The sequence below is a fragment of the Hyphomonas johnsonii MHS-2 genome (assembly GCF_000685275.1).
Lineage (GTDB): Bacteria > Pseudomonadota > Alphaproteobacteria > Caulobacterales > Hyphomonadaceae > Hyphomonas > Hyphomonas johnsonii.
This window is the reverse complement of record NZ_ARYK01000003.1, coordinates 351407-372697: the sequence shown is the minus strand read 5'-3', so window position 1 is coordinate 372697 and position 21291 is coordinate 351407. Positions and strand designations below refer to the sequence as shown.

23 protein-coding genes are annotated in these 21291 nt (G+C 64.7%); 14 read left to right on the top strand and 9 right to left on the bottom strand.

Annotated features, from left to right (window positions below; all coding sequences use genetic code 11):
* The 5 genes from HJO_RS08590 to HJO_RS08570 form a co-directional block, all read right to left on the bottom strand.
* A partial coding sequence (locus HJO_RS08590) for an ATP phosphoribosyltransferase regulatory subunit (protein WP_035616027.1) occupies positions 1–1017 on the bottom strand: 1017 nt, incomplete at its 3' end.
* Entirely contained in the window at positions 1014–2495 is a 1482-nt protein-coding gene (gene hisS / locus HJO_RS08585) for a histidine--tRNA ligase (protein ID WP_035616025.1), read from the bottom strand. The genes hisS and HJO_RS08590, both read right to left, overlap by 4 nt.
* 271 nt (positions 2496–2766) lie before the next feature.
* Positions 2767–3240: a PaaI family thioesterase gene (locus HJO_RS08580; RefSeq protein ID WP_035616023.1), complete on the bottom strand. Its 474-nt coding sequence runs from the start codon at positions 3238–3240 to the stop codon at positions 2767–2769.
* A gap of 48 nt (positions 3241–3288) precedes the next feature.
* The gene (locus tag HJO_RS17690) at positions 3289–3948 is read right to left on the bottom strand and encodes a CPBP family intramembrane glutamic endopeptidase (RefSeq protein ID WP_162173803.1); all 660 of its coding nucleotides are present in this window, start codon (positions 3946–3948) and stop codon (positions 3289–3291) included.
* Positions 3949–4020: 72 nt separating this feature from the next.
* Positions 4021–5382 (bottom strand): ABC1 kinase family protein, encoded by a 1362-nt coding sequence (locus HJO_RS08570; protein WP_035616020.1) that lies wholly within the window; start codon positions 5380–5382, stop codon positions 4021–4023.
* A gap of 254 nt (positions 5383–5636) precedes the next feature.
* Between HJO_RS08570 and HJO_RS08565 the strand changes: the two genes are divergently transcribed.
* The 7 genes from HJO_RS08565 (at position 5637) to recF (ending at position 13199) form a co-directional block, all read left to right on the top strand.
* Positions 5637–6815, top strand: coding sequence for a saccharopine dehydrogenase family protein (locus HJO_RS08565; RefSeq protein WP_035616018.1), 1179 nt, complete (start codon positions 5637–5639; stop codon positions 6813–6815).
* A 216-nt stretch (positions 6816–7031) separates the two neighbouring features.
* Entirely contained in the window at positions 7032–7814 is a 783-nt protein-coding gene (locus HJO_RS08560; protein WP_035616016.1) for an enoyl-CoA hydratase, read from the top strand.
* 229 nt (positions 7815–8043) lie between these two features.
* On the top strand, positions 8044–8292 hold the full coding sequence (locus HJO_RS08555) for a hypothetical protein (RefSeq protein WP_035616015.1): 249 nt from the start codon (positions 8044–8046) through the stop codon (positions 8290–8292).
* 104 nt (positions 8293–8396) lie between these two features.
* Positions 8397–8660, top strand: coding sequence for a 30S ribosomal protein S20 (gene rpsT / locus HJO_RS08550; protein WP_035616209.1), 264 nt, complete (start codon positions 8397–8399; stop codon positions 8658–8660).
* 557 nt (positions 8661–9217) lie between these two features.
* The gene (locus HJO_RS08545; RefSeq protein WP_035616013.1) at positions 9218–10711 is read left to right on the top strand and encodes a chromosomal replication initiator protein DnaA; all 1494 of its coding nucleotides are present in this window, start codon (positions 9218–9220) and stop codon (positions 10709–10711) included.
* Between the two features lie 198 nt (positions 10712–10909).
* A complete protein-coding gene (gene dnaN, locus HJO_RS08540; protein WP_035616011.1) occupies positions 10910–12031 on the top strand; it encodes a DNA polymerase III subunit beta in 1122 nt (373 codons plus the stop codon).
* A gap of 55 nt (positions 12032–12086) precedes the next feature.
* Complete coding sequence (gene recF / locus HJO_RS08535) at positions 12087–13199, top strand: DNA replication/repair protein RecF (RefSeq protein WP_035616009.1); 1113 nt, start codon at positions 12087–12089, stop codon at positions 13197–13199.
* 4 nt (positions 13200–13203) lie between these two features.
* Here the strand turns inward: recF and HJO_RS17685 are convergent, their stop codons facing one another.
* The 3 genes from HJO_RS17685 to HJO_RS08520 are packed head-to-tail and all read right to left on the bottom strand — an operon-like array spanning position 13204 to position 15795.
* Positions 13204–14145, bottom strand: coding sequence for an alpha/beta fold hydrolase (locus HJO_RS17685; protein ID WP_051618421.1), 942 nt, complete (start codon positions 14143–14145; stop codon positions 13204–13206).
* Between the two features lie 50 nt (positions 14146–14195).
* Positions 14196–14645: a MarR family winged helix-turn-helix transcriptional regulator gene (locus HJO_RS08525; protein ID WP_051618420.1), complete on the bottom strand. Its 450-nt coding sequence runs from the start codon at positions 14643–14645 to the stop codon at positions 14196–14198.
* Positions 14646–14655: 10 nt separating this feature from the next.
* On the bottom strand, positions 14656–15795 hold the full coding sequence (locus HJO_RS08520; protein ID WP_051618433.1) for an Acg family FMN-binding oxidoreductase: 1140 nt from the start codon (positions 15793–15795) through the stop codon (positions 14656–14658).
* A gap of 135 nt (positions 15796–15930) precedes the next feature.
* Between HJO_RS08520 and HJO_RS08515 the strand changes: the two genes are divergently transcribed.
* From HJO_RS08515 to HJO_RS08495, 5 genes are read left to right on the top strand one after another with little or no spacing between them, the layout of a single operon-like run.
* The gene (locus tag HJO_RS08515; RefSeq protein WP_035616005.1) at positions 15931–17037 is read left to right on the top strand and encodes an S-(hydroxymethyl)glutathione dehydrogenase/class III alcohol dehydrogenase; all 1107 of its coding nucleotides are present in this window, start codon (positions 15931–15933) and stop codon (positions 17035–17037) included.
* Positions 17038–17064: 27 nt separating this feature from the next.
* Positions 17065–17442 carry a VOC family protein gene (locus HJO_RS08510; protein ID WP_035616002.1) on the top strand — a complete coding sequence of 126 codons (378 nt, stop codon included), beginning with the start codon at positions 17065–17067 and terminating at the stop codon, positions 17440–17442.
* A 6-nt stretch (positions 17443–17448) separates the two neighbouring features.
* Complete coding sequence (locus HJO_RS08505) at positions 17449–17934, top strand: GFA family protein (RefSeq protein ID WP_035616000.1); 486 nt, start codon at positions 17449–17451, stop codon at positions 17932–17934.
* Positions 17931–18398: a RidA family protein gene (locus HJO_RS08500; RefSeq protein ID WP_084141790.1), complete on the top strand. Its 468-nt coding sequence runs from the start codon at positions 17931–17933 to the stop codon at positions 18396–18398. The genes HJO_RS08505 and HJO_RS08500 overlap by 4 nt, the downstream gene beginning before the upstream one ends.
* Positions 18395–18736 (top strand): hypothetical protein, encoded by a 342-nt coding sequence (locus HJO_RS08495; protein WP_035615997.1) that lies wholly within the window; start codon positions 18395–18397, stop codon positions 18734–18736. The genes HJO_RS08500 and HJO_RS08495 overlap by 4 nt, the downstream gene beginning before the upstream one ends.
* Before the next feature lie 12 nt (positions 18737–18748).
* Here the strand turns inward: HJO_RS08495 and HJO_RS08490 are convergent, their stop codons facing one another.
* The gene (locus tag HJO_RS08490; RefSeq protein WP_035615995.1) at positions 18749–19840 is read right to left on the bottom strand and encodes a glutathione S-transferase; all 1092 of its coding nucleotides are present in this window, start codon (positions 19838–19840) and stop codon (positions 18749–18751) included.
* A gap of 62 nt (positions 19841–19902) precedes the next feature.
* Between HJO_RS08490 and fghA the strand changes: the two genes are divergently transcribed.
* Positions 19903–20745, top strand: coding sequence for an S-formylglutathione hydrolase (fghA, locus tag HJO_RS08485; RefSeq protein WP_035615992.1), 843 nt, complete (start codon positions 19903–19905; stop codon positions 20743–20745).
* 6 nt (positions 20746–20751) lie between these two features.
* Positions 20752–21291, top strand: a complete 540-nt coding sequence (locus tag HJO_RS08480; RefSeq protein ID WP_206741831.1) for a DsrE family protein — start codon at positions 20752–20754, stop codon at positions 21289–21291.

Below are 21291 nucleotides of genomic sequence, written 5' to 3'. Positions count from 1 at the left end.
CCCCGCCGCAATCGGCTGGCGCTCGCTGAGCGCGCCGGCGAATGTCTCGAAGACGAACCCGTCATAATAGGTGAAACGCCGCCCGAATCCGGAACGGAACCGTCCGGCCGTCGCCATGCCGGGCACTGCCGCGACAATCGCATCCACCCGTCCGGCGACAGCGTCGATCACCTCGTCGACGCCTTGCAGCCCGTGCGTGCGCACAATGTCGGACAAGGCAGGCGCAGCGGCGGGCGCCAGACAATTGACCTCGCCGAGAGCTGCCAGCGCCCGGCGCGCGTCGCCCGGGACGCCGCCCGCATCAGCGGCGGCCGCCTTGGCGCGCAGGCCTTCGATGATCTCTTTTACCGACCGCGTGCCGATCATGGGAATGGCCCGCGCAGAGAGGGCATCAAGGAACACCTGCTCTGCCGCGCCAGTCCCGGCATCTGCCAGCTGGTGCGCAAGGTCGACTTCCGGCGCAGACGGTGCCCCGGCGAGCAGCTCGGCGACGCCGCCCTCCTGGCGGAAGGCCCGCTTCAGGAGATCTGCGGTGACCGGCGCTAGCCCGAGCGCATCCACGAAGGCCGGGAACACAGCAAGGTCTCCCATCACCGTTTGCACGTCGGTGACCTCGCAGGCATCCACCGCCGCCTGGACCAGTGCGAACGCGTTGGCGTCTTCGTCAGGGGTCGATGGCCAGCCAAACCGCTCGAAGCCGACCTGCGTGAATTCCATCGGGTCACCCGGCGAGGCCGGCAGGCGGAACGCGCGGGCCGCATAAGTATAGGCTTCCGGGCCATTGTGTCCGGCGGTCAGCCGGTCGGCTTCCATGCCGGCCACGGGCAAGGTCAGGTCGGGCCGCATCACCATCTCGTGGCCGCGATGGTCGGAGAAGACGCAAAGCCGCGCCCGCACCGCTTCGCCGGACAGTTCCAGCGGCACGTCCGACGCCAGCACATAATCCGGGTCGACGGGGCGCGCGCCCGTCCGCGCGAATACCGTACGCGCTGCTTCGACGATGGCTTCGTGCGTCATCCCTGCGCCGCGATGATACCGCGAAGTGTTGCGACCATGTCGGCGCGCGCCACTTCAACCTGGCCCGGCCGGGCCTCACGGTATTCCTCATTGGACTTGATGGCTTTTGCCTTTTCGGCACCGGCGACCAGGTCCTTGATCGTCACGGTCCCCTTGGCAAGTTCATCCTCGCCGACCATCACCACCGCGGGTGCGCCGCGCCGGTCGGCATATTTCATCTGCGGCCGCATGCCGGACCCGCCCATATAGGCTTCAGCGCGCAGGCCGGCCCGGCGCAGTTCGGCAGCAATCGACAGCGCCACGGACGGGTCGCCCCGGTCAAGGTTCAGGACAACCACGGGACCATCCAGCGTGCCGGTCTCGCCCATGATGGCCAGCGCCGCCGCAAGGCGCGAAATGCCGATGGAGAAACCCGTCGCGGGAACCGTCTCGCCGGTAAAGCGCGCGACAAGGTCGTCATAGCGCCCGCCGCCGCCGATCGAGCCGATGCGATATGCCTTGCCATCCTCGCCCACGACTTCACGCAGCAGCTCGGCCTCGTAGACCGGGCCGGTATAATATTCGAGACCGCGCACGACCGAGGGGTCGATGACGACATCGCCTTCCGGCGCGCCCAGCGCGTCGAGTGCCAGCGCGATGGCTTCCAGTTCGGCGAGGCCCGCCTTGCCTTCATCCGTGCTGCCCGTCGCCTTCGACAGGTTCGCCAGGGTTTCGGCCCGCGTCTTTGCACCGGCCTCGGCGAAGGCAAGCACGGCCTTCACTTCAGCTGCGCCCAGCCCTGCGCCCTTGGTGAAATCGCCGCTTTCATCCATGCGGCCCTTGCCCAGCAGGTCGGCCACGCCGGACGATCCCAGCCGGTCCATCTTGTCGAGCGCGCGCAGGATGGCGAGCCGGGTATCCGAAGCGGTCGCGCCGACACCGTCCAGCACACCATTGAGCAGGCGGCGGGTATTCACGCGGATCACGAACTCGCCGGTCTCCATGCCCACCGCGCGCAGGGCGTCCGCCCCCATCGCGATCATCTCGGCATCGGCATGAAAGCCCGGCGCGCCGATCGTGTCGGCATCGCATTGCCAGAATTCGCGGAAGCGACCCGGGCCGGGCTTCTCGTTGCGCCAGACCGGGCCTGCAGCATAGCGCCGGAACGGGCGGCCCAGCGTCTGGCCGGCCTCGGCCACGAACCGGGCGAGCGGCGCAGTCAGGTCATAGCGCAGGGCCATCCACTGGTCGTCATCGTCCTGGATGGCAAACACGCCGGCATTCGGACGGTCATCGTCCGGCAGGAATTTGCCCAGCGCGTCAGCATATTCGAAGGCGCTCGTCTCAAGCGCCTCAAAGCCCCATTGCCGGTAGACGCCGGTAATGGTTTCCACGAGCCCGGCCTGCGCATGGACGAGGGTTTCCCGCTTGTCGGGAAAGCCGCGCGGCTTGCGGGCGAGATCCTTGCCGGAAAGGGGCTGGGTGTCCTTGTCGCTCATGGTCACAGGTCCTGTTTGACAACCGTGCCCCGCATAAACGGAGCTGGCCGGGATGGAAAGGCAGTACGCCAATGCAGCGCGAGGGCCGGGAGCGGCCTGCCTCGTCTGGTTCGGTTCTGGAGAATGAACACTTGCAGGAGGCGCAGCCGGACCGGTTCGCGCCTCGACGGCGCGTTACGCGTGGTGGTGATGGTGGTGCGGTGCAAATTTCATTGAGCAGGCGAATACGGAGCGGGCCGGTGAAAGTCAACCGAATAGGCCCCCGGTCGGGTCAGGCATCCTGTACGGCGCGCGTGAACGGCTTTTGCTGGCCCTCACGCCGCGAGATCAGCTTGAAGATGCCGGTGCCGCGCATCAGCGTCTTGTCACCGGACCAGATGCGGCCCTCAACCGTGATGATGTCGTCTGCCACACCCACGACCGTGCCGTTGCCCTCGACAAAACTGCCGAGCGGCGCGCCGGACAGGAAATCGCACATCAGCCGGATCGTCACCCACCAGGTGTCCTCGTTGCGCTCCACCGCGCCGCCCCAGGCCATGTCGGCAAAGGTCATCAGCATGCCGCCATGGGCGTTCATCATGCCATTGGTGTGGTGTTCCTCGACACGGAAGGCCCGGGTCAGGCCCGTCGCGTCGCGCTTCTCGAACAACGGCCCAACCTGGCGGCCAAAGCCGCGGTGCCAGGGCAGTTCCTGGTATCCGGCAGGGATGTCGAACGTCTGGCTTCTGGTAAAATCATCGGTCATGTCGGGGAGAATTAGCGCCGTCCGGCCCGGCGCGCCAGCCCGAACCCGTCATCCACCCTGAAATGCCGTCGCAGTGGCATTGATGAGGATGTGCGCCAGCACCGGCGCGAACAGGCCGCCGCCCGCAATTCGCAGCGCGCCGAGCGCCAGCCCATAGATGCCGACCGTGACCATGCCGATCCAGCCATACTGGATGTGCTGCGCGGCAAATACCGCCGCAGACAGGGCGATCGCCGCCACCGGCGTCCAGCCCCGTGCCAGCAGGACACCCATCAGCAGGCCGCGATAGATCAGCTCCTCGACCACCGGGCCGATCAGCACCACGGCCAGTACCAGCCCGATCGCCGAACTCTCGCCGATCATGCTCTCGAATCCCTCGCTCACCTCCAGGCCCTGGCTGCCGAACAGGTCGGCCAGCAGGCCGGTGACCAAGGCGGCGAAGAAGAACGCGGCAATCACCGTGACGACCGTGACGCCCGCCATCACCGTCGACACGTCGCCCGGCACGATCACGGTACGGGCAACGCCCTTGCGTTCCAGGATGAAGACCAGCAACAGGCCGGTCGCCAGAACCGCGAAGCCCATGACGTAGATGATCGGCATCGACGGCATGACCACGACCAGCGCCAGCGCCGGGACAAAGGTCAGGAACTGGTAGGCGACCGCAAACACGCCCGCCGTCCAGATCATGGAACTGAGTTTGGTCAAATCGGCGGTTCGCTTCTGTAGGGAGGGGCGACACTAGACATGCAGGCAGGTGCCTTCAACTCCTGTTTCAGGTCAGGCGAGCCCGGCCCGTGCCAGCGCGGCAGACTGGCGCGCCGCCACGGCGGTGACGTCAAATCCTTCAAGGCTTTCCTCGAACAGGCGGTGATAGTTCACCTCTGCCCTGAGTCGCAGGTAGGCGGCGCCGAGCCCGATGGCCGCGCGGTCCATGAACACGAATTCGCGGGGGATTTTCACCGGCCCCTTTTCCTTCAGCAGCTTGCGAACCTGGAACGCTTCCTTGCGGCCATACTCGCCGGCCGACACGCCATCCGCGACGCTGCGCACCCGGTCGTCCAGCAATGGGCCGTAGATGAAACGCGCCCAGATGTTCAACACTTCGACCAGTTCCCGCGACAGGTTCTGGAAGCCCCATTTCTCATAGGCCGCATAGGCGGCATCGAAGTCGTCGCGCAGCATGGCACGGTAGAGGTCGACCACGCCTTCCACGAAGGTCGGCGGGAAGACGCGGATGCAGCCGAAGTCGAGCAGGTTGATGCCGGTGCCGCCGCCCGTCACCTGGTAATTGCCGAGGTGCGGATCGCCGTGAATCACGGCATGGCCGTTGAACGGGCCCCACCAGGTCCAGAACAGCATTTCGGCAATATGGTTGCGCGTCTCCTGCGGCGCGTCCTCGAACGCGTCCAGCCGCTCGCCATCAAGCCACGTCATGGTCAGCAGCCGGTCCGTGGACAGTTCCGGCACGGGTTCTGGCACCTGCACGAAATCCTTGCCCGCCAGCATGTCGCGATAAAGCGCCATGTGCTTGGACTCGCGGGCATAATCGAGTTCCTCGCGCAGCCGGTCGGTGATCTCGCCGACCATCTCGGTCAGGTCGATCGAACCGTCCATCCGCTTGAACAGGCCAAGCAGCGTCTTCAGCTGCCCGACATCGGATTCCACGGCGCTCGCCATGTCCGGGTATTGCAGCTTGCAGGCAACGCGGCGTCCGTCATGCAGGCGCGCATCGTGCACCTGGCCGAGCGAGGCGGCATGCGACGCGTCTTTCCGGAACGTGTCGAACTTTGCCATCCAGTCCGGCCCGAGTTCTGCGCGCATCCGGCGCCGGACGAACGGCCAGCCCATGGCCGGCGCCTCGGCCTGCAACTGGCTGAGCTCGGCGGCATATTCGGCCGGCAGGAAATCCGGAATGGTCGACACCATCTGTGCGACCTTCATGAGCGGCCCCTTGGACTTGCCCAGCGCAGCGGCCAGCGCCTTGGCGATGCGCTCGTCGCTCTGGTCGCCGCCAAACAGGGAATTCGCGGCAAACGTCAGGCCTGCGCCCGACAGGTTGGCGCCGACCTTGGCGGTGCGGGCGATCCGCCCGGTCAGGCGGTTGCGTTCGGGATCGGGCACGTCCGGCGTATCAGTCATCACAGCCGATATAGGCGCCTTTGCTCACAATGGCAGGAATATTCGCGCTGTCCGTGTCACCTCGTCCTTTTCCGGCGCGCCCCATATGACGGGCGCATCGGGGTTATCCGGGCCAGGCAGACGGGAAAAGGGCATGCCTGCAGCGCACGTCCCGCGATGCACTGACGTTTCAATTTGGGCTTTTCAGCGGGGCGCGCTTGACTTCTCCCGGCTGTCCCAACAGGTCAGATGGAGGAAACGCTGGAGACTGCCCCATGAACCCATCCGCAGAGTTTGATGTCGTCATCTATGGGGCAACCGGTTTTACCGGCCGTCTGGTCGCTGAATACATGAACCAGGCCTATGGCGTGGACAAGGATATCCGCTGGGCGATGGCGGGCCGTTCGCTCGACAAGCTGAAATCCGTCCGCGCTGAAATGGCCATTCCCGACGGCGTCACGCTGATCACGGCAGACGCCTCCGACCCGGACTCGCTGGCCGCAATGGTAAAGTCCACGCGGTGCGTGCTGACCACTGTCGGCCCCTACCAGCTGTACGGCACGGCGCTGGTCGAGGCCTGCGCCGAGGCCGGGACAGACTATGTCGACCTCTCCGGCGAAGTCGCCTGGATGCATGACATGATCAAGGCCTACGAAGACAAGGCGAAAAAAAGCGGCGCCCGGATCGTCTTTTCCTGCGGCTTCGATTCCATCCCCTTCGATCTCGGCGTGCTCTTCCTGCAGAACGAGGCCATGCGCCGCTTCGGTGCCCCGGCCACACGGGTCAAGGGCCGCATGCGCAAGATGCAGGGCACCTTTTCGGGCGGCACGGCGGCATCCGGCCGCGAGTCCATGGCCCGCGCCATGCGCGAGCCGGAAGTCATGAAGGTGCTGCGCAACCCGTTTTCCCTGACCCTCGGTTTCGAGGGCCCCGAACAGCCTCACGGCATGGCGGTCGCTGAAGACGCCGATTTCGGCGGCTGGACAGCGCCTTTCATCATGGCGCCCATCAATACAAGGAACGTGCACCGGTCGAACGCGCTGATGGGCCACCCCTATGGCCAGGACTTCGTCTATGACGAGATGGTGCTGACCGGCCCCGGCGAGGCGGGCAAGGCGGCAGCAGAGGCCGTAGCAAAGAACAATTCGCTTGGCGGCGAAGGCGGTCCGAAACCGGGTGAAGGTCCCTCGAAGGAAGAGCGCGAGGCCGGGCACTATGATTTTGCCCTGCTCGGCATCACCAAATCCGGGGACCAGATCCGCGCAACCGTGACCGGCGACAAGGACCCCGGCTACGGCTCGACATCCAAGATCATTTCCGAAGCGGCGATCTGCCTCGTCAAGGACTGCGCCGACCTTGAGGGCGGAATCTACACGCCTGCAGCCGCGATGGGACTCACCCTGGTCGAACGCCTCCGGGCCCATGCCGGTCTGACCTTTGACATAGAGACATGACGCTACGGGTGACAAACCCGTAACTTTCAGGCTATAGGGCCCGCGTCCGCACCTTAATGCGGTCGCCACACGAGAGCCGTTGCCAGTTTTCAGCCTCCTTCCGGCCAAAAGTGCCCGGACACCCCCCTCTTTCCAAAACTCAACCCATCCGGCAGCTGCGATCAGAACGCCAGCGCCGATTGCCGGAAATCCGGCCGCGAGAAGGACCCGCCCACAATGTCGTACAAAACCCTGCTTTCCGAGTCAGATCCGGATACCGGCGTTGCCGTCGTGACGCTCAACCGCCCTGACCAGCTGAATGCCCTGAATGACGAGATGATGACCGAACTGACCGATGCAATCGGACGGTTCGAGAACGACAAGGACATCGGCTGCATCGTGCTGACCGGTTCGCGCAAGGCCTTTTCGGGCGGCGCCGACGTGCGTGAAATCATGGAGCAGGACTATCCGGCTGCCTATTATGACGACCTGATCACCCGCAATTGGGAACGGGCAGCCAGTGCCCGCAAGCCGATCATCGCTGCGGTCAGCGGCTATGCGGTCGGCGGCGGCTGCGAACTCGCCATGATGTGCGACATCATCATCGCTGCCGATACGGCCCGGTTCGGCCAGCCCGAAATCCGGCTCGGCGTCATGCCGGGCGCCGGCGGCACGCAGCGCCTCGCCCGCTTCATCGGCAAGTCGAAAGCCATGGAGCTCTGCCTCACCGGCCGGATGATGGAAGCGGCCGAGGCCGAGCGCTGCGGCCTCGTGGCCCGTGTCGTCCCGGCCGACGATCTCATGGACGTGGTCCGCGAAACGGCTCGTACCATCGCGGCAATGCCCCGCGCAGCTGCCATGATGACCAAGGAATCGATCAACGCCGCCTACGAAACGCCGATGTCCCAGGGCATCCGGTTCGAACGACGCCTGTTCCAGTCCCTGTTCGCGACAGAAGACCAGAAAGAAGGCATGTCCGCCTATGTCGAGAAGCGGTCGGCCCACTTCAAGGACCGCTAGACCCCGCCATTCCGACTGCGTGACAAGGGTATTCTTGTCCGGCCCCGGATTGTGTTACCGTGAGCGTGCCTGAGGGGACGCGGGCGGGCAACGCAAGAGCGGAACGCCAGGGAAGACGTACCTGGGGTTTCATTTGGCCTTGTCGTCAGCGTGCTCGTGGCACTGGCAATCCTCGGCGCCGTCGTGGCGGCGCTGGTTTTCCGGACACGCGGCCCCTTCCTGCCCGCCGATGTCATGCTCACCCCGCCGGACGGCGACGCGCCTTCGGCAGCTCCGCGACCGCACGCCTGAACAGATCAACGCGCTGCTCAGCCTGATGGAAATGCAGACCCGTCAGAACTTCGTCTCGATGCTCAGCAAATCCGGCTCCCTCGTCGTGGTTTCAGCCGCCGAACAGGACATGGAAGGCAACGAATTGCTCGCCGATCGCTTGCGCAAGGCGCTCGAAGCGGCCAGTGATACTGAAACGGACAGCTGACAGCGGGCTTTTCTGTCAGCATCCCAGTTGACGCCTTCGCACCGTTTATGTATGCCCCCGCCTTCAGCTTCAGGGTGGTTTCCCTGCAGCTTCAGGAGTTAGACATGGCCAATACCCGTTCCGCCAAGAAAATGGTCCGCAAGATTGCGGCTCGTACCGAGGTCAACAAGGCGCGCCGCTCGCGTGTGCGCACATTTGTCCGCAAGGTCGAGGAAGCCATTTCCGCCGGCGACAAGACTGCAGCCCAGGATGCCCTGCGTGCCGCCCAGCCCGAGCTGATGCGCGCCGTCACCAAGGGTGTGATGCACAAGAACACATCGTCGCGCAAAGTTTCGCGCTTGTCGGCTCGCGTCAACGCGATGAGCTGACCGATTTTCGGGCACCGTCCCGGATCAAAAAGAACAACCCGCCCGGTTTTCGCCTGGCGGGTTTTTTTGTGCCCGGTCCCGGCAATTCGGACTCGCGTCAGCACGCCCTCCGTGATGTCCTGGCACTCCGGGTGTCTGTAGATTTATTGTTGCGTTTTCGCAGGTCAAAATCCCTGAGGTCTGCAAGATCGACCAGCTCGAAATCAACCGGAAAAAAACTGCCGGAAAACCGGCGAATTTCACAGCCAATTTCTCATCAGCAGTGTTGACAGAACATTTGCGAACAATTGTGCGGTAGCGCTCACCTGACATTTTTTTCACAAGTTAGGCGCCTGATTTTGATCGACTTTTGAGCACTTGCCAGAAGAGTCAACCAGCCAAACCCGGCTGGCACAAAAAAGAGGTACTTGTCATAAAATCGTCCGCCGGATACCTTGTGTTTACCAACAAAAGCTCTCCCTGCACGGAGTATTTACGGGGCCCGGACAGTGCGTTCGGAGGGAGTGGTGCGTGCCTGTTGGTCAGGACGAAACATAACAAGAAAATGGGGCGCGGTGATGGACCGACAAAAACTTTTTGATTCTGAACATGGCGTAGAGTTCTCCGGCACGGACAAGGCCAATAATCTCCCAGGGCAGGTGATCTGGCAGAAGGTGCGTGAGCAGCTCGCGACGGTTCTCAACACGGTCGACTACGACCGGTGGATCGAAGACTTGCGGCTCATTGCAGAAGTCGACGGTGAAATGGTGATCGCCGCGCGCGACCCGCTGGCACATGATCGTGTCGTCGCCGAGCACAAGCGGCTGATCCAGCGTACCTGGCGTGAGCACGATCCGGCGCGACGCGCGATCCGGCTCGAGTGCTGGCGCAACGCGCGCCAGGAAGTCCGCGACCTGGTCAGCGATCCCTGGGCCGAGCCGGCTCCGGCGCAGCAACCTGCAACTGCGGCTGCGGGCGGCGGCAAGGGCGGAGACGGCAGCAAGGCCGTGCGCGCCGTGGCGGCCAATGGTGCACAGGAGATGACCTTCGAAACCCTGGTGACCGGCGCGTCCAACGAGATCGCCGAGCAGCTTGCCCGCCGTATCGCCAACGGCCAGCCGGTCGGCACGTCCACCATCCTCATCTATGGCCGTCAGGGCACCGGCAAGACCCACCTCCTGCATGCGTTGAAAGCGGCCTCCGAGGACCGTGGCGACGACCGATCTGTCGTCTACCTCACGGCAGAGGAATTCATGTCGGCCTATCATGACGGCGTGAAGGCACGGGACACCAGCAACCTCAAGCGGCGGCTCCGGTCTGCCTCTGTCCTTCTGGTCGACGACCTGCACCGGATCGCCGGCAAGCCCGGCACCGAAAGCGAACTGTTCCAGAATATCCGCGAGGTGACCGGCAATGGCGGTCAGGTCGTGCTCGCCGGTGACGAGGCGCCCGGCGATGTCACCGGGTTCGGTCCGCGCATGCGCAGCGAGCTCAAGGGGGCCATCTCGGTCGAAGTCGGCCTGCCTGATGCGGAGATGCGCCGGGAAATCCTGGTTCGCCTCGCCGCCCATATCGAAGCGACGCATCCGAACTTTGTCCTCAGCGAAGACATGATCGCCCGGATCAATGCCGGTATCCGTGGCCCCGGCCGCGAACTGACCGGTGCGGTGTGGAGCCTGTATACCGAAGCCAGCTTCGGTGAGCGGGCGCCGACCATCGACATGCTCGACCGCGTGATCCGGCGTCACCAGGGTGAAGTCCGCGTGCCCTCGATCGAGCTTGTGAAGCGGGCCACCATGAAGGTGTTCAGCATTTCCAAGACCGATCTGGAAAGCCCCTGCAAGGCACGGGCGCTGGTGTATCCGCGTCAGGTTGCGATGTATCTCTGTCGCGAGAAGACCGGCAAGTCACTGCCGCAGATCGGGCACAGCTTCGGCAAGCGCGATCATACGACAGTGCTTTATGCCCATCGCAAGGTGACAGCCAATGTCGAAACGGATCCGGAACTGGCGGGTGATATTGCCCGGGTGATCGAAGCGATCTTCGAACTCCAGGCGGCAGGATCGAACTAGAACCGCCAGGTTACCCTTGGCGTCGCCGGATCGGTGCTTGGCTTTTCCGTCCGATTGTTTAAGGGTTCTTAGCCCGCTCTCCACTGGGGGGCGGGCTGATTCTACTCCGGGCACCCTGCCCGGCCTGACGAACCAGCCCGCAACACATAGACAAGACAGACAGGCGCGATCCGGCGCCCGTGATGGACGGACCAGCAGATGAAACTCACCATTGAACGCGGCGATCTCCTGAACGCACTTTCCCATGTGCAGAATGTAGTCGAGCGCCGGAACACGATCCCAATCCTGTCAAACGTGCTGCTTCAGGCCAGCAAGGGCGAACTGAAACTGACCGCGACGGATCTCGATATCGAGGCCGTCGACAGTGCTGACGCCAAGGTCTCCCGTGAAGGTGCCATCACGGCACCCGCCGGCACCCTGTTCGACGTGGTCCGCAAGCTGCCCGCTGGCGCCGAAGTCGAACTCGAGACCCAACCCGACAACCAGCGCCTCACGATCCGCGCCGGGCGCTCGCACTTCGAGTTGCCGACCCTGCCTGCATCGGACTTCCAGACCATGAGTGGCGATGACGGCGCCACCGCCTTCTCGCTCGATGCGAAGGATTTCGCCCGCCTGATCGACAAGACGCGGTTTGCCATCTCGACCGAGGAAACCCGCTACTATCTCAATGGCGTCTACCTGCACGGTGCCAAGACCGACGACGGCACGGCCGTCCTGCGCACCGTTGCCACCGATGGCCACCGCCTGGCGCTCGCCGAAATCCCCGCACCGAAGGGCTCGGCCGACCTTGAAGGCGTGATCGTGCCGCGCAAGGCCGTGGCAGAAGCGCGCCGCCTCGTCGACGGGGTGGATGGTGATGTCGATATCGAAGTGTCGGACACCAAGATCGTTGTCCGGGCCGGCCGCGCCGTGCTCACGTCCAAGCTGATCGACGGCTCGTTCCCTGATTATGCGCGCGTCATTCCCAAGGGCAATGACAAGAAACTCGTCGTCGACAACAAGGCGTTCGAGGCAGCCGTCGACCGTGTTTCCACCGTCTCGGCAGAGCGCTCACGGTCGGTCAAGCTCTCGCTCTCGGCAGACAAGCTCACCCTTGCGGTCAACCATGCCGAAACCGGCGCGGGCAACGAGGAACTGGAAGCGGAATATTCCGACGAGGCGATGGAAATCGGCTTCAACGCCAAATACCTGCTCGACATTGCCGGGCAGATCGAGGCCGACACCGCCGAGTTCATGTTCAACGACCCGGCCTCGCCCGCACTCGTGCTCGATCCGTCTGACGATTCCGCGCGCTACGTGTTGATGCCACTGAGAGTGTGATCGCGTTGCGACCGGCGGCTTGTGCCGGCCTGATGCGGGCGGGTAGAGATGCCGAATGACCGCCGTCACCCGTCTCTCGCTGACTGACTTCCGCAACTATGGCGCGCTGAGCCTCGCGCTCGACGGACGGCATGTCTGCCTCTTCGGCGCCAATGGCGCGGGAAAGACGAACCTCCTCGAAGCGGTCAGCCAGCTCGGCCCGGGGCGCGGCCTGCGGTCCGCCACGCTGCCGGAGATGCTGCGCAAGGACGCCGCCGGCGGCTGGACCGTCGCGGCGACCCTTGCCAACGACCAGAAGATCGGAGTCGGTCTCGACACGGGCAGCGGCGCCAAGCGCTCTGTTCGCATCGACGGCGCCACGGCCACCGCGAGCGACCTTGCCGAACTCGTCCGCATTGTCTGGCTGACCCCCGCCATGGACGGCGTGTTCCGCGGCGGCGCGTCAGACCGGCGCCGCTTCCTCGACCGCCAGGTGATGGCACACCTGCCCGATCATGGCCGCGCTGCCAGTCGCTATGAACAGGCCATGCGCGAGCGCAACGCGCTGCTCGAACGCGGCCACGTCGATCCGGCCTGGGCCGATGCCATCGAGGCCCGCATGGCCGAAGCCGGCGCCGAGATGGCGATCAACCGGGCGCACGTGCTGGAGGCGCTGCAGGCGGCCATCGAAACCCGGCCGGAAGGGCATTTCCCGAAAGCTGACCTCGCGCTCGAGGGCGAGGCCGAACAGGCCGCCCTGCGCGGCGATGACTTCAAGTCGATCTTCGAAGTACTGGCCGAAACCCTACGCACGACCCGGCGCCGCGATATGGCAGCCGGGCGCACCCTCTCCGGCCCCCACCGGACAGACCTCGCCACGATCCACCGCCCCACCGGCGCGCCGGCGCGCGACGCGTCCACCGGCCAGCAGAAGGCACTCCTGATCGGCCTCATCCTGGCTTCGGCGAGCGCGCTACGGGCGGGTGGCGACGGACCGGCGCCCCTGCTGCTGCTCGACGAGGCAGCGGCGCATCTCGATCCCGACCGGCGGGCGGCGCTGTTCGACGAGCTTTGCGACCTCGGCGGCCAGGCCTGGCTCACCGGCACGGAGGCCTACATGTTTGAAGGGTTCGGCGACCGCGCCCAGCGCGTGCGGGTGGACGACGGCCAGGCGGTCATCGAGGGCTGACGCTTCAGGGCTGCGAGAACCACTCCACCAGCATCGGATCGACCTCGGTATGGCGCTGGTAGTTCAGGCCGTGCGTTCCGCCCTTGATCACCCGCACCTGGGCACGCGGGATCAGCGCCTGAAGCTTTGCTGCGCTCGAGACCTCGACCGTGGCATCAGCGTCACCGAACACGGCCATGACGGGCAGGCTGGTCTTTTTCGCGACCGTATCGAAAATCCGCGCCCGGTCGGTCATCGGGAAGTTGCGCAGCGTCGACAGCAGCGCCCGGCGATAGCCCTTGAAGTCCATCTGCCGCCGCACATCGCCCTGCAGGCGGTATTCCGGGTCGATCCCGCTCTCGTCATATTGCGGGTCGCCAAGCAGCACGCCGCGCCCGAACACGCGCCAGATCCAGTCACCGACGACCGGCATGCGCACCAGTTTCGCCATCGTGCTGTCGGCCCCTGCAACGTCCAGCCCGGCCGGCACGAACAGGAAGATCTCCGACACGCGGGCTGGATGCGTCCCGGCAAAGGCGACCACGATCGGCCCCCCCATCGACAGGCCGACAAGGCCCACCGGTTCGGTCAGCCCAAGCCCGTCCAGCAGGTCCATCAGCTCGCGGTCATAGAAGGCCGCGTCGTACGGCCCGTCCGGCCGGTCGGACCAGCCGCGGCCGAAATGGTCGAACTGCACGACCCGAAACCCTGCCTCTGCAAGCGCGGCGGCATTCTGTTCGAAGATGAAGGATGGCGTCGAGAACCCGTGCACCATGACCACGACGGGCCCGTCTTCCGGGCCGCGGACCTGGTAATGCAACTGCCCGTCAGTCGCCTGCAGGAACTGGCCCGGCGCTTCGGCGCGGGCCGCATCGTCAAGCGGCTTTTGCCCGAGGCCTGCCCAGACATAGGCACCAAGCAGGATCGCCGTCACGCAGGCGGCGGCCGCAAGCAGAATTCGTGTCATATGTCGGTCTCGCGCTGTCCGGAACGGTGGAGCCGTCAGATGAAGGCAACTTAGCGATGCATATCGAGCCAAATCCGCAATTTTTGCAAGACAGGAATGACTGCTGCCACTTCTGATGGTGACAATGCGTCCTTCATCTCGGCCAGGCCCGGCCCTGCTGCCGCGAGTGCAGCGTCGCGGGCACGCCGGCCGGCATCGGTCAGCGTGACGATCTTCGCGCGGCCATCCGCCGGGTCGGGCACCAGCGAAATGAAGCCCTTGGCCTCCAGCCGCTGCAGCGTGCTGGTCATCGTTCCCCGCGTGACCTGGAAGGCGGCTGCCAGCCGGGCCGGCGACCATTCCCCCTCCAGACGCTGCAGGTGATTGAGCAGGCTGAACTGCGCCACGGTCAGGCCGTGCGGCAGCAGGCGCTCAAGCAGCGAACTCGACAACTGGTTGATGATGCCGATTTCGTTGAGCAGGCCGAATAATGCCTGCTGGTCTGGGGAGAGGGTCTTCATGCGGGGCCTTTCAGGCGATCAGGTGGGTTGCCATCGGCCAGCGCGGCGCAGCAACGACCGGCTTGGCATACCCCACCCGCACCAGCATCTGAAGCCGTCGCCCCTCGCCGATCAGGTCATGCACTTCACGGTAGAGGTCGGCCATTTCCGGATACTCCTGCAGCGACTGGCTCCACGGGTGCACCTTCAGGCCCTCGCGCTCTGCCGCCAGCACCAGCCGCATATAGGCCCGGCCTGCCGACACCTGCGACGCGCGCGTCGTCCCCGAATTGCCAAGCCATGCGAAGGCCCGCGCCGACATGGCTGCGGCGTGGAACATCGCCATGCCCTGCTTCGACATGTCGGATGCAGGATCGGCCATGGCCTCGCGGCTGACAATGCCGACCAGCCTGCCGAGACCGATCACCGGCCCTTCCAGCACCAGCCCGTCAGGATTGGCAGCCACTTCCCGCGCGCCGATCCGCATCAGGTCGACGCTTTCCTGGTTGGTGTAGGCGGTCGTCATCTCCACCGAATGCGCCCGCCATGTCAGGTCGCGCAGGCTGGCCGCCAGCGCGTCATTGCCGCATCCGCCTGCCGTCACGCCCTGCACATTGCCGCTCGACAGCACGGCGGCCAGCGCATCGGCGTCGACATCGCGCGCTTCGAAAGGCTGGCGGTTGGTATGTCGCGCCAGCACAAAGGCGAACAGCGGGTTCGGCTCGGCGCCGCCGGCGATGAAGCGCACGTGCGCCACGGGCCGCGTGTCCAGCGTCGCCATGTCCTCTCCGTCCGGGAAAGGCGTGATCTCGGTGGCATACCCGTCCTCGGCCGCTGCCAGCGCCAGAAGTTCGAGAAAGGCGCCGTGGCCGATCACGATCTGGCGGTCATGGGGATCGGTGGCCGGCAGGCGGCGGTCGAGATCGCAGTACAGCGTCAGCGCATCGTCGCCGTCGAGCCGCACCAGCCAGGGCTGCCGGTTGTGCGGATTGGGCGCGAGGATGGCGTAGGACAGGGCCCGGCGACGGAATTCCGTTTCCTGCCCTGCCTCGCGCCACGGTGCCCGCGCAGACCGCGACGGGCCGTTGGCCGCCACAAATCCACCCGCGCCCACGGCCGCCAGCACACAGCCACCGCCAACCAGTTTCAAGATCCCTCGCCGCGTCGCCATCATCCTGGTTCCTTTTTAGTTTGATGTCATACTATCTAGTTTGACACCATACTAAAGTCAATCGCCCTCGGGGGAGTGGATCAACGCACCCGCGCGGTCTAGGTAAGGACAAATGCTTTTTCGGAGAGATGATTCATGAAGACCCGTGCCGCCGTCGCCTTTGAAGCCAAGAAACCCCTCGAAATCGTCGAGCTGGACCTCGAAGGCCCGAAGGCCGGTGAAGTGCTCGTCGAAATCATGGCCACCGGCATCTGCCACACCGATGCCTACACGCTCGACGGGCTCGACAGTGAGGGCATCTTCCCCAGCGTGCTCGGCCATGAAGGTGCGGGCATCGTGCGCGAAGTCGGCGCGGGCGTCACCAGCGTCAAGCCGGGCGACCATGTCATCCCGCTCTACACGCCCGAGTGTCGCCAGTGCAAAAGCTGCCTGTCGGGCAAGACAAACCTCTGCACCGCCATCCGCGCCACGCAGGGCAAGGGCCTGATGCCGGACGGCACCAGCCGCTTCTCCTACAAGGGCCAGACGATCTACCACTACATGGGCTGCTCGACCTTCTCGAACTTCACCGTCCTGCCGGAAATCGCCGTCGCGAAAATCCGCACCGACGCGCCCTTCGACAAGGCCTGCTATATCGGCTGCGGCGTCACCACCGGCGTCGGCGCCGTGACCAACACGGCCAAGGTCCAGGTCGGCGACAATGTCGTCGTCTTCGGCCTCGGCGGTATCGGCCTCAACGTGTTGCAGGGCGCGCGCATGGCCGGCGCCGACAAGATCATCGGCGTCGACATCAACGACTCCAAGAAGGAATGGGGCGAGAAATTCGGCATGACGCATTTCGTCAATCCGAAGAACACGAAAGACGTCGTCGCCGAGATCGTCGCCCTCACCGATGGCGGCGCCGACTATTCCTTCGACTGCACCGGCAACACGGACGTGATGCGCCAGGCCCTCGAATGCTGCCATCGCGGCTGGGGCACGTCGATCATCATTGGCGTGGCCGAGGCCGGCAAGGAAATCAGCACACGGCCTTTCCAGCTCGTCACCGGCCGCAACTGGCGCGGCACGGCCTTTGGCGGCGCCAAGGGCCGCACCGACGTGCCGAAGATCGTCGACTGGTACATGAACGGCAAGATCCAGATCGACCCGATGATCACTCACGTCATGGGCCTCGACAAAATCAACGACGCCTTCGACCTGATGCATTCAGGCGAAAGCATCCGCAGCGTCGTCGTATTCTAGAAAAGCAAACTGAAGGAAACCCCAAACATGTTCAGTCACGTAATGGTCGGCACCAACGACCTCGAAAAATCGAAGAAACTCTATGACGCCCTGTTCAAGGCGCTTGGCGGGCGCGAGGCGATTGTCGATCCCAAGGGACGGCTGATCTATATCCACAATGGCGGCACGTTCCTCGTCACGCCGCCCATCGACGGCCAGCCCGCCTGCCACGCCAATGGCGGCACGATCGGCTTTGCAGCGGATTCGCCGGAACAGGCCGATGCCTGGCACGCGGCCGGCGTCGCCGCGGGCGGCAAGCCGATTGAAGACCCGCCCGGCTGGCGCGAAGGCAATGGCATGAAGCTCTACCTTGCTTACCTGCGCGACACTGACGGCAACAAGATCTGCGCCATGCATCGCGGCTAGCGTGCCATGACGGACTGGAATCTTCCCTGGAAGGCCAGCTGCCTGTGCGGCGGCGTGCAGATGAAAATCTCCGCGCCGCCCATGGTCACCATGGCCTGCCATTGCCGCGGCTGCCAGAAACTGACCAGCGGGCCCTATTCGCTGTCCATGTTCCTGCCCGAAGACGGATTTGACGTGACCTCGGGCAAGCCCGTTCTCGGCGGCCTGAAGGGCGAACACAGGCAGTATTACTGCCCTGACTGCAAATCATGGCTCTTCACGCGGCCTGCAGGAATGGACCTGCTCAATTTGCGGTCCACCATGCTCGACAATGCCGCCTGGGCGGCACCGATCATGGAAACCGGCACGGCAGATCGCCTGCCTTTCGCCCAAACGGGGGCGGAGTTCAGTTATGAAGGCTTCCCACCGCCATCTGATTTTCCGGCAATCATGCAGGCCTTTGCAGACCATGGCGCCAGACCGGACAAAAGCGAAAAAAGGGATCAAACATGATCAGATACGCACTGATGGGCACGGCCCTCGCAACACTGACAGGCTGCATCGCGGTCGATGTCGACGATGCCCACTTCGATACAAACGTCTCCCATTTCGGCGGCCAGGCTGTGAACGGCATGGAACTGCCTTTCTCCAAGGCCGTTCGTGCAGGTAATACGATCTATCTCGCCGGCGAGCTCGGCATCGACCCTGCCACCGGCGCGCTTGTGCCCGGCGGCACCGGCCCGCAAACGACGCAGATCTTCGCCAACCTGGAGCGCACCTTGAACACATTCGACGCCGATCTTTCAAACCTCGTCAAATGCACCGTCTATCTCGGTGACATGGCTGATTATGCCGACATGAACGCCGCCTATGCGGCAGCCGTACCCGATCCCAAACCGGCGCGGGCGACCGTTGGCGTCTCCGGCCTCGCCGTCGGCGCCAATCTCGAGATCGACTGCATCGCGGTGGCATCATGAGCGATGACGCCCCAGCCGACTGGAAGCTCAAGCTGCGCTACGGCCAGACCACCACCGACTATTCCCATTTCGCCGTCATCGCCGACGGCGCCATCGTCGAACCGAATGCCGACATGAACACCCAGCTCGGCCCCTGCGTCCTGTCCCTGAAGGCCTGGGCGACGGATGCTGACGAATGCGCCGACATGCTGGTCGCCATCGCCAACCAGGTCGGATTCAAGATCGCCGAGAAAATCGACATCTACGCCACCGAACCGGACGAGCCGCCCAAGGACAAGCCGTTCGGCTACGACCTGCGCTTCACGCCCTATGCCGGTGCGGATACGACCATCCAGTAAGGCTCGCCAACGCTAGGCCAGCTTCAGCCGGTAGTCCCGCCGCTCCAGCCGCGCCGGCAGGCGCAGGTCCATCAATGGCACGCCGCCGATCCGTTCGAGCAGGTCGCCCAGCCGCGCCTTGGCGGCGATATCCATCGCGTCGATCTCGTCGGTCACCGCCTGCAGGCGCCATAGCGGAAAGCTGCGCGCGGCGCATTCGCCGGTATGGCTGCCGGTTTCAAAGTCGACCATGCCGAACCCCCGCGGCACATCTGCGCCCTTGCCCACGTCACTGGCCCATGCCCCGAACAGGTTCGTCGTTTCGACCAGCACGGGCATCTGTTCCGTCATCTGGACACTGAGGATGGGTTCCAGCGTCTGCGGAATGACATCATCCTCCAGCAGGCTGCCCGTCCCCTTGTCCCCCGCCACGACCCGGCGCACGTAATCGGCCACCTTCGGCGCCACCCGTTCCATCAACCGGCCGCTTTCAGGGTCGCGGTAGAGGTGCGCATAGAGTGGCCCGATCAGCGAGAAGTCGCCAAGCGACGGCCGCCCGCCCAGCACATAGGGGGAGTGCTCCAGGTGCGCGGAAAAATTCCGCAGGAAGGTCTCGTAGGCCGACTCGACGCCGGGGATCGTCTCCTCGGTCACACCCAGCATCGGCACGGCGCCGCGGAACCGTTCGCCATTCTTCCGGCCGATGGCATATTGCTCGGCGGGCGGCGCGTCCGGCGCCGATGTCCGCCCGAACTCGCTATAGATCCAGTCCTCGTTATAGTTCCAGCGATAGTGCATCGCCGGGATCACCAGCCATTCGTCGGCGAAAAGGTCCAGCAGGCGCGTGACCACCCGCTGCACCGGCTCGTCCGGCATCACGCGCGGGCCGTCCGGAATGCGCGCCTCGACGGTTTCGATGATATCCGTCGTGTCCTGCACCAGCGTGCCATCCGGCAGCGCCAGCACGGGAATCACCGGCCAGCCGACCGTGGGCAGGATCACGTCGCGATACACGTCCCGCGTCGTCAGGCGTTCCTCGAAATCCACTCCCCGCCAGCGCAGGTAGGCCCGCGCCTTGCCGGAAAAATAGCTGACCTCGGTGCCATAGAGTACATAGTCGGCCATGCCTTGATCCTTCTGCCCGGTTCGGGCCATTGTTCGCGCGAACCCCCACGGAGCACATCACCATGACTCTAACAACCGTATCGAGCTGGACAAGCTTTGGGGGAACCCTTTCAGTGCACGATCACGAGAGCCGCACCTGCAAATGCACGATGCGGTTTGCGGTCTACACGCCGCCACAGGCCAAGGACGGCCCCGTGCCGGTGCTCTGGTACCTTTCCGGCCTGACCTGCACATGGGCCAATGTCATGGAAAAATCCGGCCTCCAGCGGGCCGCCGCCCAGCATGGCATCATGATCATCGCCCCAGATACCAGCCCGCGCGGGCCGGACGTGCCGGACGACGAGGCCTACGACCTTGGCCAGGGCGCCGGCTTCTACCTGACCGCCACCGAACCACCCTGGGACACGCACTACCGGATGGACCAGTACATCACCGGCGAGCTGCGGGACGTCATCGCCGTGAACTTCCCGGCCGCCGACATGGCAAGGCAGGGCATATTCGGCCACTCCATGGGCGGCCACGGCGCCCTCACCCTCCACTTCAAGCACCCCGGCACCTACCAGTCGTGCTCGGCCTTCTCGCCGATCACCAGCCCGGCCCGCGTGCCGTGGGGCGAGAAAGCCTTCACCGCCTATATCGGCCCGCCCTCTATCGCCTGGGAACAGTATGACGCCACCGAACTCGTCCAGAACACCCAGACCCGCGCCCACATCCTGATCGACACCGGCAAGGCCGACCCCTTCCTCGAGACCCAGTTGAAGCCGGACATCTTCATCGAGGCCTGCGAGCAGGCCGGCCAGGCGCTCGACTACCGCCTGCACGCAGGCTACGGCCATGACTATTATTTCATCGCGACGTTCATGGACGACCACATCGCCCACCACGCCAAAGCCCTGAAAGGCTGATCCCCCATGCCCCTGCCACACGTCACCCGTCCGCTCGTCGCCCTCGCCGCCGCCATCTGCCTCGCAGCTTCGGCCCATGCCGGCATGGATGATTTCGTCGCCGGCACCGTCGTGCCCGATTTCGGGAAATACGCACCGGTCGACGGCGTCACATTGCCGGCAGATACCCATTTCAAGGTCGCTTTCGACGTCTCCGAGGCCGGCACCGCAGATGCCATCAGCCGTCGGCTGGAATCGCCCGCCCGCTTCCTCAACATGAACGCCGCAGCCGGCGTGGCGCCCGGGAACATGTCCGTCGCCATTGTTGTCCACGGGCCGGCCGCCACCGACCTGCTGACCGCCGCCAGGCTGGGCCATGACAATCCCAACGCGGCGCTGATCGCCGAACTCGTGGCCGCCGGTGCCAGCATCCAGCTCTGCGGCCAGACGGCGGTCGCCCGCGACATCGCCCCGGAAGACCTGCTGCCCGGCGTCACGCTCTCACTGTCGGCAATGACCGCCCATGCCCTGCTCCAGCAGGACGGATACACGCTCAATCCCTTTTGA

Coding starts and splice junctions, on each gene's coding strand:
- HJO_RS08555 (WP_035616015.1), top strand. CDS start 8,044: ATGTCATGCTCACCCCGCCGGACGGCGACGCGCCTTCGGCAGCTCCGC.
- HJO_RS08520 (WP_051618433.1), bottom strand. CDS start 15,795: ATGGCGACGCGGCGAGGGATCTTGAAACTGGTTGGCGGTGGCTGTGTG.
- rpsT (WP_035616209.1), top strand. CDS start 8,397: ATGGCCAATACCCGTTCCGCCAAGAAAATGGTCCGCAAGATTGCGGCT.
- hisS (WP_035616025.1), bottom strand. CDS start 2,495: ATGAGCGACAAGGACACCCAGCCCCTTTCCGGCAAGGATCTCGCCCGC.
- HJO_RS08580 (WP_035616023.1), bottom strand. CDS start 3,240: ATGACCGATGATTTTACCAGAAGCCAGACGTTCGACATCCCTGCCGGA.
- HJO_RS08490 (WP_035615995.1), bottom strand. CDS start 19,840: ATGGCCGACTATGTACTCTATGGCACCGAGGTCAGCTATTTTTCCGGC.
- HJO_RS08565 (WP_035616018.1), top strand. CDS start 5,637: ATGAACCCATCCGCAGAGTTTGATGTCGTCATCTATGGGGCAACCGGT.
- HJO_RS08570 (WP_035616020.1), bottom strand. CDS start 5,382: ATGACTGATACGCCGGACGTGCCCGATCCCGAACGCAACCGCCTGACC.
- HJO_RS17685 (WP_051618421.1), bottom strand. CDS start 14,145: ATGACACGAATTCTGCTTGCGGCCGCCGCCTGCGTGACGGCGATCCTG.
- HJO_RS08525 (WP_051618420.1), bottom strand. CDS start 14,645: ATGAAGACCCTCTCCCCAGACCAGCAGGCATTATTCGGCCTGCTCAAC.
- HJO_RS08495 (WP_035615997.1), top strand. CDS start 18,395: ATGAGCGATGACGCCCCAGCCGACTGGAAGCTCAAGCTGCGCTACGGC.
- HJO_RS08560 (WP_035616016.1), top strand. CDS start 7,032: ATGTCGTACAAAACCCTGCTTTCCGAGTCAGATCCGGATACCGGCGTT.
- dnaN (WP_035616011.1), top strand. CDS start 10,910: ATGAAACTCACCATTGAACGCGGCGATCTCCTGAACGCACTTTCCCAT.
- HJO_RS08500 (WP_084141790.1), top strand. CDS start 17,931: ATGATCAGATACGCACTGATGGGCACGGCCCTCGCAACACTGACAGGC.
- HJO_RS08505 (WP_035616000.1), top strand. CDS start 17,449: ATGACGGACTGGAATCTTCCCTGGAAGGCCAGCTGCCTGTGCGGCGGC.
- HJO_RS08515 (WP_035616005.1), top strand. CDS start 15,931: ATGAAGACCCGTGCCGCCGTCGCCTTTGAAGCCAAGAAACCCCTCGAA.
- HJO_RS08480 (WP_206741831.1), top strand. CDS start 20,752: ATGCCCCTGCCACACGTCACCCGTCCGCTCGTCGCCCTCGCCGCCGCC.
- fghA (WP_035615992.1), top strand. CDS start 19,903: ATGACTCTAACAACCGTATCGAGCTGGACAAGCTTTGGGGGAACCCTT.
- recF (WP_035616009.1), top strand. CDS start 12,087: ATGACCGCCGTCACCCGTCTCTCGCTGACTGACTTCCGCAACTATGGC.
- HJO_RS08510 (WP_035616002.1), top strand. CDS start 17,065: ATGTTCAGTCACGTAATGGTCGGCACCAACGACCTCGAAAAATCGAAG.
- HJO_RS08545 (WP_035616013.1), top strand. CDS start 9,218: ATGGACCGACAAAAACTTTTTGATTCTGAACATGGCGTAGAGTTCTCC.